We start from the raw sequence: 13,591 nt of genomic DNA on the forward strand, positions 1-13,591 counted from the left end.
TATTCTAATGAAATACCAGTATTATACAGCTTTACGAGGATTTTGTCTCCTATATCTCATGCAATATCCGGGTTAGAACCTTGTTGCTAACATTTTTTTATCGTCATATGCCGGAACTTATTAATAAAGGATATTTGTATATAGCACAGCCACCGCTTTATAAAGTAAAAAAAGGCAGCCAAGAACTTTATTTAAAAAATGAACAAGCACTGCAAGATTATCTAATAAAATCAACCATTAACGATGCCTCTCTGATCTTATCTGATCAAGAGCAACTAACAGCTCTAGATTTGGAAGAGTTTATTGCCAAGGTAATTAAATTTAACGGTTTGCTTGATCATGCCAGCAAAAAATTTAATCGCCCGATTGCCGAAAGTTTAGCCATTAATAATTTACTAAATAACGAAATATTTAATACAGAAAGGGCAGCTGATCTTAAAAAAGCCTTAGATATCTTAAATGCTACGCAAATCTCACTTGATAAAACTGTTTGGGAAGTTCTAGTTCATGAAAATAGTGTAGAATTTTTCCGTTTTAGTCGAGGCTTGAAGGAAAGTAAAATATTATTGCGGGAACAATTAGAGTCTTTTGAATTTGGGCAAATATCTAAAATGGCTCTTGCTTTCTCTAATATTTTCAAAAATCCCTTAAAATTTGTAACTAAAAATCAGGAATTTAATATATTAACTCCCCATCAGCTGTTAAATGTTATTATGGAATACGGTAAGAAAGGTATAACCGTCCAACGCTTTAAAGGTCTTGGTGAAATGAATTCCGAACAATTATGGGAAACTACCCTTGACCCTACTACCAGGACTTTATTACAGGTAAGAGTAACGGAAATTGACAGTGCCGAAGAAATTTTTTCAACGTTAATGGGAGATATAGTTGAACCGAGACGTCAATTTATCCAAGCGAATGCTTTAAATGTAGTAAATTTAGATGTTTAGGACATGAAAGATAAAATATCGAATTTTGTGGCGTTGGATTTCGGCAGTAGTAAAATTGCCTGTATTGCCGCTTATATCGGTAAAAAAGGCGAAACTAAGATAGTTAGCCAAAATTTACATCATTCTAGAGGCATTAAGTCAGGTATTATATTAGATTTAAAAAACGCAGAGAGCAGCCTTATTGGAGCAATTTACGCTTTGGAAAAAGACTGCGGTAAAAATATCAAAAAAGTAATTGTCTCTTTATCGGGAGCCGCTACTAAATCATATTATGTGAATTATAAAATAAAACTTGCAAATACAATTGTTTCAGACCAAGACGTTAAAAAATTACTACAAAAAGCATTATTAGAATTTAAAATTAAAGATCAAGAAATTATCCATTATTTTCCTATAGAATTCACCCTTGATAATAATGCGGTTGAAAACCCTATCGGCATGTACGGTAAAGAATTAGCTTGCGAACTGCATGTTATAGCCGCAAATAGCAATATGCTTTCAAATATCGTTAATTGTTTTGCTAAATGTCACGTTGAGGTTACTAACATCATACTCGCAATTTATGCCTCAGGAATTGCTTGTCTTTCGGAAGATGAGAAAAAACTCGGCTCTCTTATTATAGATATGGGAGATAAAACCACTTCCTTCGGTATTTTTTTTGCCGGCAAATTAATATATACGGCTCACGTAGATCTAGGGAGTTTTCATATTAGCTCCGACATCGCCAAAGTTTTTGGGGTGGATATTATCACGGCAGAAAAATTAAAAATTCTCTACGGTAATGCAATATTATCTTCATTTGACAAAGACTCTATTATCAATTTAGAAGATTTACAAATTGATAATCCTTATAATCTTAATACGGCAATCACTATTTACAAGCTTACCGAAGTAATCGGTCCTAGGGTAGAAGAAATATTAACCATGGTAAAAATAGAATATGATAAAGCAACAAAAGGTCAAATGGTTGTTTCTCGGACTATTATCACCGGCGGCGGGTCAATGCTTAGAGGAGTAAAGGAACTTGCTAGTAGAATTTTTGAGAGACAAGCTAGAATCGGCAAACCGGATATTATCGACGGCTTTGCCGAAGATTATAACCCGGCTATTTATTCTACAATTATCGGTATGCTAAAAATTCATGCCTTAAAACAACAAAAAGAATCTTTTTATATTGAATTAAACGAAAATACTAACCTACTTAAAAAACTTTTCCTGTGGTTGAAGGAGAATATTTAGTACCGGTATTTGGACCAGTGTTAAGGTAGCTGCGATGAGCCGCCATATTTAAACAGGGAATTCTTTAATCTTTTTTTCATACTCTGGTTGGCAGTCTACGAGTGATAATTTTGAATATATTTCAAGTGATTGACGACTCTCATGCCCCGAATAAGGTTGGATTAATGCATCATCCACGCCTTTTTTCTTCATCCATGTAAAAAGAAAATGCCGTAATTTATGTGGTGATATTGAGTTCTCAATGCCAGCTTCTTTTGTGTAATTCATTAATATTTTCCTAATACCTCGATCAGAATACGGTTTCTTCCAACTAGATTCAAATAGGTAAACTGTCTTATTTTTCTTTGCATTTTCAATGTGTACAGCTAATACTTCTGTAAATGCATTAGGAAACGGAACTATTCTATCTTTACTACCCTTTCCGTGGTTAATTCTAATTTGACAACTATCTAAATCTATATCTGATATTTTTATTTTTACCAATTCCGATACTCGTACCCCAGTATAAAGTAACGTCTTAATAATTACTACATGCTTCATATTTCTTGATTTCCATACAGCCTTATAATACTTACTAATTTCCTCTTCTGTTGGTACATAAGGTAATTTCTTTGTGGTGCTATTGTCTACTTTTACATCGAGTTCTTTACGAATATGTCTAAATAATTCTCTCAAGTAATTATAATCTGGTTGTTCCTTTTTTAAATCCTTCAAAAAGTATCTGGCTTTTTCTCTTACAGGAGTACGGTTTATTATTGTCATCGGTAATACCCCGACCCAGCTTGCGAATATATTAATATACGTTGGTTAAAATCAATTGGAAACAAGCCGTATGGATTAATATGCGTTGAAAGTAACGGTGTTAATGCCCTGTAATCTTCAGGAGTCAGTTTGTTTTGCCAGTGAGGCTCAGATAATACTTGCTGAATAATAAGAGTATTAATATAGACAATACAAGCTTGTAATAAATGTAGACATAATATTGATAATTCTTGATCACCAATATTGTTTGTTGTGAGCTCTCCTAGTTTCCCATAGAAAATAAAATCCATTATATAATTTAAGCGTTCTACTACATTCAACCCTTCATTGATTTCAATTCTAAGATCTTCTGAATCTAGGTATTTACATAGAAAAATACTTTTATTTGCTTTACCAATTTCTAACAAAGTTCTATATACAGGATGTTCGTAATTATTATTACTAAAACGTTTTACTAGTACATCAGGTTCTACAATACCCAATTTTAATGCTACAAGATGTTTAACGGCTTCATTGTAATTCTCCTCAATTAATTTCCAATTGATACCACCTTTAATTATTTCAGAAATATATTGGTATTTCCATTTATCTCCAGATGCAACCCCATAAAGTTTTTGTTTATTTATTGCTTTTAATCTAGGTAGTAAATCAAAATCAAGTAAGTAGCTAATAGCAAAACCTATCACACTTTGACCATGAGTATCAACAAATACTCTGTTCATGTTCATCTCTGTATCATGATCAATTATACCTTTAATCATTGACCCTACTTCTGAAGATGAACAACTTTTTAATTGTGAATAAATACATAATGATTTCTTATCGACATGCCAATAAATCATTACTCCTCGACCTTGATAACGGTGATGCCACTCATTAATAAGATTTTGATCCCAACTACTTATCTTTGTTGAATCGCATGCTACTGATGTTGTTGCTTCTCCCCAAATATCTGGATTACGTATTTTGAGAATATTGTTAATAATTAGACGAATAGAGTTTCTAACATTTGTAGCATTAATATACCTCTTCTTAATATAACGTAAATCGCTGTAATTAACATCACCATTGGCAATACTTATTCTCTTCAATCCTGTATTGCTACCTATACCATATAAACACAATAAAAGTCTTTTTCTAAGGCCTGACGGTTCAATACTACTACTTTTAGCAATAGTTTCCATTTGCCGTGTAAAATTGGTAAGTAGATCAGTTTCTTTTAAAATATCAATAAGGTTTATACTTGACCACCTACCTGTAATTTCCTTTTGTAGTGCAATGATGTTATTTGGATCTTTTTGTGCTTCTGATGGGGTAATAGTAATATTCTTCCCAACAGTACTTGTCTTGATTTTAACAAGATTATTATTAGGTATTTTGCTATTTAGATTTTCTAAACCCCTTTCTAAGGCATTTTGTAACTTTGTAATAAACTCCTTATCATCTAAAGGTAGACCAAGTTCTTGATAATATTGTTGCTTTTTTTGTTCAAAATCTTTTGGTATATCTTCTTCAGGATTTCTATATCGATAACTTCTTTTAATCCATATTGCTTTGAAGTTTAAAAAACGCTTCAATTCTTCTAAAACGGCAAGCTCATAGTTATATTTATTAACTTTAATCACATCTTTATCTACTTGAACAACCATTGGATGCCAATTTGTAGGTATTATACCTTCAATAGGCGGCTCCGTTTCATAATACTCTGAGTCTGATTCATTCCAGTACTTATTAATAAATTCAACAGCTTTCAAAATCGGTTGATAACTAGAGTGATCTTCTTTTAACTGAAAAGTTTGTAGTATTGGTAGTAGTGTGGTTCTACTTCCATACGCATACTTTGAATGAATCTTATTTTGTACCTGTTGTTGATACCATTTACCGCGTTGCTGTAAATCAGTAATTATTGCTTCTAGTTTTTCTTTAGAAACTTCAGGGTAAATCTTATCTTCAATTGTACTTTTAGGATTGTTAACTGATAAAGATGCTAATTTCTCTAGAATATCAAATTTTCCATCAACACGCTTAACCTCCTTTACAATATAGTTATCTACGTATTTTTCAGAACTAGAACGTATACGTTTTATAAGCTTAATTAATGTATCAGCTAAACTATCTAATATTAGCTGCAATCTTATATAACAGAATATTGCCATAGTCGCATATTTTGCCACAGGGCTAAACTCTAAAATATTACTAGGCGATAAAACCATGATACGATCATAATATTTCAGCAGTAATTTTCTATCTACTAAATCTACAATCGATTTGGGCAAAGTAATTTTTTTTAATAAAGCGATCTTATCCAAAGCAAAATTAACATTTTTTAGCCTAACCCCAGGTATATCATTTTTTAACTCTGATAATTCTATAATACCATTCTTTGACTGTTCGCTTTGTTCAAGGATTTGGTCAATCAAATAACAGTTATCTTGACTTAAACTTTTAACCCGGATATTGCATGAGATATAGGAGACAAAATCCTCGTAAAGCTGTATAATACTGGTATTTCATTAGAATAATACAAAGGATTTTGTCATGACAAATTGTATAGCATATAGTTACCAGTTTTCCAAAGTAAAAAATCGGACAATAGAGATAAATTTCACTGGAGGTGATATTAGTAGCGATGGAGGTGTGTTGTTATTAAGAGAAGCAGATAAAAGGCTTGGTATAACAGAGGAGCTTGCTAAAATATTTCCTGATAGACGAGATGGTAGTAAAATTACCCATAATATGGCAACAATGCTGAGGCAACGAATTTATGGTATTGCATTAGGTTATGAAGATTTAAATGACCACAATTATCTACGAAAATGTCCTGCTATGCAAACAGCTATGGAAACAATTGATGATATGGCAAGTAGTTCTACCTTATGTCGTATAGAAAACAATGCTGATAGACACTTTGCAATTAAAGTGCATGAACTAATGCTTGATAAATTTATTAAGTCTCATAAAATAGTACCAAAGCAGCTAATACTTGATTTTGATGCTACGGATGATGAAATTCATGGGCAACAGGAAGGTAAGTTTTATCATGGTTATTACGGTCATAATTGCTTTTTACCTTTGTATGTTTTTTGTGGAAAGCATCTGTTAGTTAGTTATCTTAGGACGTCAAAGCAGGATCAAGCAAAACATTCTTGGGCAATATTATCATTGTTAGTAAAACGTTTTCGCCAAGCTTGGCCAGAGGTAAAGATTATTTTTCGTGGTGATAGTGGATTTTGTCGTCATCAGATGTTTGATTGGTGTGATATTCATAATATAAAATATATTGTAGGAATGCCCCAAAATAACAGACTAAATGAGTTACTGAAACCTACAATGGAGAAGTCAAAAGCAGCATTTATTATAACCCAAGAAAAGCAACGTCTTTTTAGTGAGTTTCCATATAAGGCTGGTAGTTGGAGTCATGAACGTAGAATAATTGGTAAGGCAGAAATGACAATGCTTGGAGAAAATCCAAGGTATATAGTAACTAATTTATCAGATAAACCTGAAGATTTATACGACAAAGTTTACTGTGGTCGTGGTGATATGGAAAACCGTATAAAAGAGCAACAACTAGAATTATTTGCAGATCGTACTTCTTGTCATAGATGGTGGGCTAATCAGCTCAGAATGATTTTATCGGGTCTTGCATACACTTTAGTAGAATATATCAGAGGTAATTTATTACAAGGTAGTGCATTAGCAAAAGCACAAATAGGTACAATACGTTTAAAATTATTAAAAATTGGGGTAGTAATTATCCGTAATACTAGGCGTATTAAGTTTTTGTTATCTTCATCATATCCTTACCGACAGGTATGGAATCATGTGATGAAGAAATTAGCATTAGAATAACCTAGATTAGCACTGTTCCCGGTGCTTAGAAAAAATGGGGTAAGGGGCATTACATCTAAAATTTGAAAATAACGGCTTCAAAGCACTTTTTGGCAAAATTTTTACAAAAGTATCATTGCTAATATTATAAATTACTCAATTTCTTACTTTAAATCTCACTTCATGCAATATCCGGGTTAAATATCTTTTCAAAAAGTTTTTGTTCAAATTGATGCTTTGCTGAAGCAACATAACGATCCAACTGTTTTTTCTTGAATAGTACAATTTTATTTTGGTCAAAAAATAACCTAGTCTGCTCCATTAATAATTCATTAGATGGATAATGAGGTAGAATATTATTTGTTAGATATTCTGTAAATATTAAAACATCATTATTATTTGCTTGGCGATATCCCAGATATTTTCTAATATCCTGATGATATCTTTCTGCTGTTCTACCGCTCCAATTAAATTTTGAAAGAATAGACTCTTCAATATCCAACTCTGAAGCAATGGCTGATATTAATTTTAATGATATTGGTTTTTCTTCTGCTGCAGGGAATTTAATGTGAGACCGAAAATAAATTAACATTACTCCAAAAGCTAGTTGATTGATTTTACCAGTTTTTGTGTTGCATAGATTAAAATCTTCTAATGATAGTAAATTTGACATATATTATTTTGTATGTTCCTAGAATACCTAATGTCGGTACTATTTACGAACAATACTACCTATAATCAAATATTATTAGCTGTATCTTTTAATATAAATACTAAAAAGTGTCAACAATATTCTTTTAGGAACTTAAAATGTTGGAACTTTACATTAAATGTGGCGGCTCATCGCAGCTACCTTAACACTGGTCCAAATAGTGTTTTTAGCTATTTAAACGGTGTTTTTAGAATCGAATTCCGTAACAAAATAGTCCTTTTACAAGAAAAGAAGAAATACTTAAAAATGCTATCAAATCTGTCTATGGAAACGATATTGATATTCAGATTGTACTAAGTAATAAACCTAAAGCAGATCGAGCTCATAATAACTACTTCAAGCCCAAAAAAGAGTTAAGTATGAGTGTAGAAGTCAAGATTTGATCTTACAGACGCTATAAATTTTGCACCTGATTGTCAGTTAAATTTTGACTGTCAGACAAGTATTCAAGATACAAGATCTCATTATTTTTTTCAATAGCTAATTTCTTACTATCTTGAAAAGTTTTCATAGGAGTTTTACCATAACAATATTTTCCTGAATGTGGTCGCTCATTATTGAAATGCTCTAACCAAATATCAAGATCTAATTGTAAATCATCAAGATATGTATAAATCTTTTTCCGCATTGCTGTATCAAAGAATTCTTGTTTCATGGTTTTATTAAAACGCTCACACATACCATTTGTTTGGGGAGAATATGCCTTAGTTGTAGTATGTTCTATACCTTCTATGCTAAGAAATAACTCAAAAGCATGATGCTCTATATTGCCCTTATATTCTGACCCACGATCTGTAAGAATACGCAGTATTGGTATCCCTTGGCTCTCATACCATGGTAACACCCGGTCATTAAGCATATCAGCAGCAGTAATTGCTGTTTTATCAGTATATAGTTTAGCATCCGCTACCCTAGTATAGCTATCAATAAATACCTGAGAATAAACCTTACCTATACCTTTAAAATTACCTACATAATACGTATCCTGACATCCTAGATAACCTGGATGCTGCGTCTCAATTTCTCCATGTGCTTCTTTTTCATTACGACGCTTCTCTAGTACTTGTAACTGAGCTTCAGTAAGAACAATCCCATCTTGAGCCATCTTTGCTTCTAATGCTTTAAGCCTTTTACTGATATTGTTTAAATCATTACGTAACCAAGCGGAAAAAGATTTATACATATCTTGATGATTTACAATTAGATCTTGATATTTGGTTAGAGCATTTCAATAATGAGCGACCACATTCAGGAAAATATTGTTATGGTAAAACTCCTATGAAAACTTTTCAAGATAGTAAGAAATTAGCTATTGAAAAAAATAATGAGATCTTGTATCTTGAATACTCGTCTGACAGTCAAAATTTAACTGACAATCAGGTGCAAAATTTATAGCGTCTGTAAGATCAAATCTTGACTTCTACAAATCAGGGAACCCTGGACTCCATATTCAAAAGAGTAATACTACCATATAAATTACTTATAATAGACGAGTTTGGGTATCTGCCGTTAAAACAGGAACAGGTCAATCTGTTATTTCAGGTTATAGCAAAGCGTTACGAAAAGGGGAGCATAATCCTAACAAGCAATCTTCCATTTGGGCAATGGCATAATAGTCTTGCTCAGGATGCTGCTCTTACAGCTGCTATCTTAGATCGTCTACTTCACCACTCTACTATACTCAATATTAAAGGTGATAGTTTCAGGCTTAAGGATAAAAAGAAAGCTGGTTTTGTACCAACGGGAATCATTAACAAACAGGAGGATAATCTTATGATTTAAATATCGGATAATTTTTTTATGATACTGTATTAATTTTCAGTCGGCTCATATTAAAAATCTGTATCATTTTTCGACCGGGGTTGACATCTGTATCTTTCAGAGAAAATAACGAATTTATAAATTGGCTTATCCAGCCATTTATCCATTTCGGAGAAAAATTATGAAATATAAATGCTTATCCATTGCTGGATTTGACGGATCAGGTGGTGCTGGTATCCAAGCAGATCTTAAAACCTTCTCTGCTCTTGGTTGTTACGGCATGACCGTTCTAACAGCCTTACCTGTACAAAATACATGTGGGGTTAGAGGCTGCTATAATATTTCACTAACCTGTATCAAGGAACAATTAGAAGCTATTTTTGATGATATTGTGCCGGATGCAATAAAAATCGGTATGTTATTTTCGTCTGAGATCATTGAGCTTGTTGCAAAGTGCTTACGTGAGCGAGCTAAGAATATTCCCATTGTTTTAGATCCTGTCATGATAGCCAAGAGCGGCGATTTATTGTTGCAAGAAAATGCAGTGGAAGCCTTAAAATCAATACTCATCCCGCTTGCTACAATAATTACACCAAACCTACCCGAAGCTCGAACTTTAATTGCAGGAGAGCATAAGAAGCAAGTGTTAGCAAATCATTTACTAAACTTAGGATGCAGCGCTGTACTTCTTAAAGGTGGGCATGAAAGTGGTTCAACATCTGATGATATATTCTTAGACCGTAATGATGGCTTGCACATCCTATCTTCAAAACGCATTATTTCAAAAAATACACATGGTACAGGGTGTACATTATCTGCTGCAATTAGCAGCTTTCTAGTTCAAGGCGTAGGGCTTCTTGAAGCTTGCAAACTTGCCAAGCAATATTTATTTGAAGCAATTCAGGCAGCAGAAGATCAAAGCGTAGGAAAAGGTCATGGACCAGTCCATCATTTCTATAAGTATAATGGTACCCAAAAACTAGACAAGAAAATAGAGAAAAGTAGGTATAATATCTCCTAGGAAAAGGAGCAAAAAATGAAAAAACAAGTTAAAAAATATAGTGCAGAAGAAAAAGCAAAAATAGCAATTGAAGCAATATCTGGAGAAATGACTATAGCTCAAATTACCAGCAAATATGGTGTTCACGCTAATCAGATTTATAAATGGAAGAAAGAAGCTTTAGATTTTATGGTTTCTGGATTTAAATCGAAATCTAAACAACAAGATACCGGCCAAGAAGATTTAATTAAATCATTATTTGAGCAAATAGGCCAGTTAACAGTTGAAAGAGACTGGCTCAAAAAAAAATCTAGTATCTTTGGATTTAGAGGTTAGGAAAAAAATGATAAGTTATGCTTCAAAATTAACCATAGCAAGACAATGCGAACTTTTAGATTTAAACCGCTCAAGTTACTACTACCGAGCTAGGAATACCTTAGATGATAAGGAGTATAGAGTACTGAACAGAATTGATGAGATTTTTACAGAGCATCCCTATTATGGTACTAGAAGAATGTCTCATGTCCTAAAATCCGAAGGGTTAAATGTTAGTCGTAAGATGATAAGAAAATATTATAAAATACTTGGTATTGAAGCAGTATACCCAAAGATTAATTTAAGCCGTAGGAATCAGGCTCATAAAGTATACCCATATCTATTAAATAATATAGAGGTGGTTTGCCCCAATCAAGTTTACTGTGCAGATATTACTTACATAAGATTAAAGCAAGGTTTTGTATATTTGGTTGCTATAATGGATTGGTATAGTCGTTATATTTTGAGTTGGCGGGTGTCGATTAGTTTAGAAAATGATTTTTGTATTGAAGCTCTAAATGAAGCAATATCTATACATGGCAAGCCTGACATTTTTAATAGGATCAAGGAGTACAATTTACATCAAAAGATTTTACTCAAATACTTGAGCAACAAGGCATAGCTATTAGTATGGACGGCAAAGGCAGAGCCTTAGATAATGTATTTATTGAACGTTTTTGGAGATCTTTGAAACAAGAGAAGATTTATCGTTTTGATCTTGAAAGCAGTACTAGATATGGCAATAGAATACCCGGCTTATGGTCAGATGAGAGTATCAAATGAACTTAAAAAGACTGGTATTCTTGTATCGCCTGGAGGAGTAAGATCAATTTGGTTGCGTAATGATTTAAATAATATCAGTAAAAGACTTAAAGCATTAGAAGCTAAGATGGCTCAGGATGGTGTTGTTCTTACCGAGGCTCAGTTACAAGTGCTAGAGAAGCGTCGTAATGAGAAAGAAGCACATGGAGAGATTGATACGCAGCATCCGGGTTATTTAGGGTGTCAGGATACATATTATGTGGGCAATTTTAAAGGTATAGGTAAGGTTTATTCTCAGGTATTTATTGATAGTTACAGCAGAGTCGCTGATGCTAAACTATATACTGATAAAACAGCACTTACCGCTGCTGATATGCTTAATGATCGGGTATTACCATGGTATGAGAGTCAACAAATACCAATACTTCGTATTCTAACTGATAGAGGTAGTGAATATAAGGGCAATATAGAGCATCATGCTTTTGAATTGTTTCTAAGTATCGAAGGTATAGAGCATACTACTACTAAAGCATATTCTCCTCAAACAAACGGTATGTGTGAGCGTTTTAATAAAACTATAAAACAAGAATTCTTTGATACAGCTATGCGGAAAAAGATTTATACTGATCTTGACGATCTACAACTAGATATTGACATTTGGTTAGAACATTATAATAATGAAAGACCACATGCTGGAAAATATTGTTATGGAAAAACTCCTATGCAAACTTTCAAGGATAGTAAAAAATTAGCTGTTGAAAAGAATAACAAAATCTTATATCTTGAGTACTCGTCTGACAGTCATAACTTATCAGACATTCAGATATAAAATTTATAGTGTCTGTAAGATTAAATCTTGACTTCTACACTCCTTTAGAACAGAAGTTGTTATTTAAAAGGTTTAATAATGGTGCTAATCCACCTAAAGAGTTATCAGCTAAAGAAGCAATTAAATTGATTGCTAAATTGGGTGGGTATATTGGTAGAAACCGTGATCATCCACCTGGTATTATAAGCTTATGGCGTGGGTGGACTAGGTTGATGAATATGGTTAGTGATTACAAGATTTTAGTTGGAATAGAGATATAGAAACTTATGGGTAATGCTAAGCCTTCACCAGACGCTTACAAACCATATTGGGTCATGCCATTCAATGTATTCTATACCAATATAGTTAACTGATTCTTAGTAATTCCAATGGCTGGTCTGTTATTTAAATATGCACTTACTTTATAGTAAACTCAACTTAAATTTAATCATCTAATTCTTCAATTTGCTTTTTAGTTAAGCCAGTAGACTCAGATATTATCGTAATTGCCACTCCTGATCTTTTCAAGTTTCTTGCTATGGCTATTTTTTCTTTGGCTTCCCCTCTAGCTTCAGCTTGTTCTAGAGCATATTGTTCTACTGCTTTGTTATCCATGATGCGTTTAATTTCCTGCTCATAAGCAAGGAGTTCTGCTTCATTCCAGTTAAACTGATTTAATGCTTCATAAGCACGCCCTACTACAAGATCACTACCTATAATTTTCTGCAGGTCAGCTTCACTTGTGTTAGCAGCATACTTAAAGAAATAGCACCATTTTTCGGTAATAGTTTTTAAGTCTTCAATTTTATCTATATTAAATTTAGGTAGTTCAATAAAGCTAAAAGAGAAATCCTTTAAGTCATGTTCAAAAGTAACTTTATCAAGGATGACATGATGAGAGATATAATCAGCTTTATCAGGGAAGATAATATAATCACTAATAGCAATAAAGATGACTTCCTTGAGGTTAGCATAGAGACCGTCTTGTTTTTGTCCTTGGGATAGTTGTCGAGAATAGGCTTTAGCAGCATAATATTGAGCTCTTTTCTCAAAGCCTTTAGAAGGGGAGACTTGCATTTCTACAATGACTTGTGTGCCATTTTGAGCTTTACATAGAACATCAACAAGAGATTGTTTTTTATAAGCAATATCAGGGTCTTGGACAGGACTTAGGAAAGTAACATCCTTTATTTGTTCATCATCTTTAAATTCCATGATATCATTAATAAAGTGAATAAGAATGTCTTTGTTCTTTTCAGAACCAAAGATTTTCTTGAAGGCGACATCATTTTTAGGATCGAGGAACTTTGAAACTGCCATAATTAGTTACTAATATTTGTATATACATTAACATATTATAGCACAAAATAGAAGATAAGTAAGTTATAAATTTGTTTTACATAATCTTGGGTGTTTATTATCATCAATGAATGTAAAGCGGTACAAGCAAG

General features: G+C 32.9%; 11 protein-coding genes and 5 pseudogenes. 11 read left to right on the top strand and 5 right to left on the bottom strand.

Translation table 11 applies throughout. From position 1 onward, the window contains the following. Positions 1–71: 71 nt before the first annotated feature. A pseudogene (locus AAGD48_RS08410) lies at positions 72–950 on the top strand (DNA gyrase subunit B); the annotation flags it as partial. Positions 951–953: 3 nt separating this feature from the next. Further along, entirely contained in the window at positions 954–2,189 is a 1,236-nt protein-coding gene (gene ftsA / locus AAGD48_RS08415; RefSeq protein ID WP_341789692.1) for a cell division protein FtsA, read from the top strand. Between the two features lie 48 nt (positions 2,190–2,237). Here the strand turns inward: ftsA and AAGD48_RS08420 are convergent, their stop codons facing one another. Both AAGD48_RS08420 and AAGD48_RS08425 read right to left on the bottom strand, forming a co-directional pair. Continuing rightward, positions 2,238–2,951, bottom strand: a complete 714-nt coding sequence (locus AAGD48_RS08420; protein ID WP_341789693.1) for a tyrosine-type recombinase/integrase — start codon at positions 2,949–2,951, stop codon at positions 2,238–2,240. Then, entirely contained in the window at positions 2,948–5,371 is a 2,424-nt protein-coding gene (locus tag AAGD48_RS08425; protein WP_341789694.1) for a Tn3 family transposase, read from the bottom strand. The genes AAGD48_RS08420 and AAGD48_RS08425 overlap by 4 nt, the downstream gene beginning before the upstream one ends. 118 nt (positions 5,372–5,489) lie before the next feature. Between AAGD48_RS08425 and AAGD48_RS08430 the strand changes: the two genes are divergently transcribed. Next, complete coding sequence (locus tag AAGD48_RS08430) at positions 5,490–6,803, top strand: IS1380 family transposase (protein ID WP_341789277.1); 1,314 nt, start codon at positions 5,490–5,492, stop codon at positions 6,801–6,803. Positions 6,804–6,963: 160 nt separating this feature from the next. On the opposite strand, the gene AAGD48_RS08435 is transcribed toward AAGD48_RS08430, so the two are convergent. Further along, positions 6,964–7,455 (bottom strand): DUF4158 domain-containing protein, encoded by a 492-nt coding sequence (locus AAGD48_RS08435; RefSeq protein WP_341789695.1) that lies wholly within the window; start codon positions 7,453–7,455, stop codon positions 6,964–6,966. Between the two features lie 433 nt (positions 7,456–7,888). Then, a pseudogene (locus AAGD48_RS08440) lies at positions 7,889–8,662 on the bottom strand (integrase core domain-containing protein); the annotation flags it as partial. Between AAGD48_RS08440 and AAGD48_RS08445 the strand changes: the two are divergent. The 8 genes and pseudogenes from AAGD48_RS08445 to AAGD48_RS08480 all read left to right on the top strand — a co-directional run. Continuing rightward, a pseudogene (locus tag AAGD48_RS08445) lies at positions 8,659–8,889 on the top strand (IS481 family transposase); the annotation flags it as partial. The pseudogenes AAGD48_RS08440 and AAGD48_RS08445 sit on opposite strands and share 4 nt — an antisense overlap. A 30-nt stretch (positions 8,890–8,919) precedes the next feature. Continuing rightward, positions 8,920–9,276 (top strand): annotated as a pseudogene (locus AAGD48_RS08450) (ATP-binding protein); the annotation flags it as partial. Between the two features lie 160 nt (positions 9,277–9,436). After that, positions 9,437–10,276 (top strand): bifunctional hydroxymethylpyrimidine kinase/phosphomethylpyrimidine kinase, encoded by an 840-nt coding sequence (gene thiD / locus AAGD48_RS08455; RefSeq protein ID WP_341789696.1) that lies wholly within the window; start codon positions 9,437–9,439, stop codon positions 10,274–10,276. A 15-nt stretch (positions 10,277–10,291) separates the two neighbouring features. Beyond that, complete coding sequence (locus tag AAGD48_RS08460; protein ID WP_045812944.1) at positions 10,292–10,591, top strand: transposase; 300 nt, start codon at positions 10,292–10,294, stop codon at positions 10,589–10,591. A 7-nt stretch (positions 10,592–10,598) separates the two neighbouring features. Continuing rightward, positions 10,599–11,192, top strand: coding sequence for an IS3 family transposase (locus AAGD48_RS08465; RefSeq protein ID WP_341789697.1), 594 nt, complete (start codon positions 10,599–10,601; stop codon positions 11,190–11,192). Positions 11,193–11,200: 8 nt separating this feature from the next. Further along, positions 11,201–11,353 carry a hypothetical protein gene (locus tag AAGD48_RS08470; RefSeq protein WP_341789698.1) on the top strand — a complete coding sequence of 51 codons (153 nt, stop codon included), beginning with the start codon at positions 11,201–11,203 and terminating at the stop codon, positions 11,351–11,353. After that, a pseudogene (locus AAGD48_RS08475) lies at positions 11,286–12,161 on the top strand (IS481 family transposase); the annotation flags it as partial. The gene AAGD48_RS08470 and the pseudogene AAGD48_RS08475, both read left to right, overlap by 68 nt. Before the next feature lie 8 nt (positions 12,162–12,169). After that, positions 12,170–12,421 carry a hypothetical protein gene (locus AAGD48_RS08480; RefSeq protein ID WP_341789699.1) on the top strand — a complete coding sequence of 84 codons (252 nt, stop codon included), beginning with the start codon at positions 12,170–12,172 and terminating at the stop codon, positions 12,419–12,421. Between the two features lie 163 nt (positions 12,422–12,584). Here AAGD48_RS08480 and AAGD48_RS08485 read toward each other — a convergent pair whose 3' ends face one another. Continuing rightward, positions 12,585–13,460: an Rpn family recombination-promoting nuclease/putative transposase gene (locus AAGD48_RS08485; RefSeq protein WP_341789700.1), complete on the bottom strand. Its 876-nt coding sequence runs from the start codon at positions 13,458–13,460 to the stop codon at positions 12,585–12,587. Positions 13,461–13,591: the final 131 nt, after the last annotated feature.

Source organism: Rickettsia endosymbiont of Polydrusus tereticollis, from assembly GCF_964026385.1.
In the GTDB taxonomy this organism is placed as follows: Bacteria; Pseudomonadota; Alphaproteobacteria; order Rickettsiales; family Rickettsiaceae; genus Rickettsia.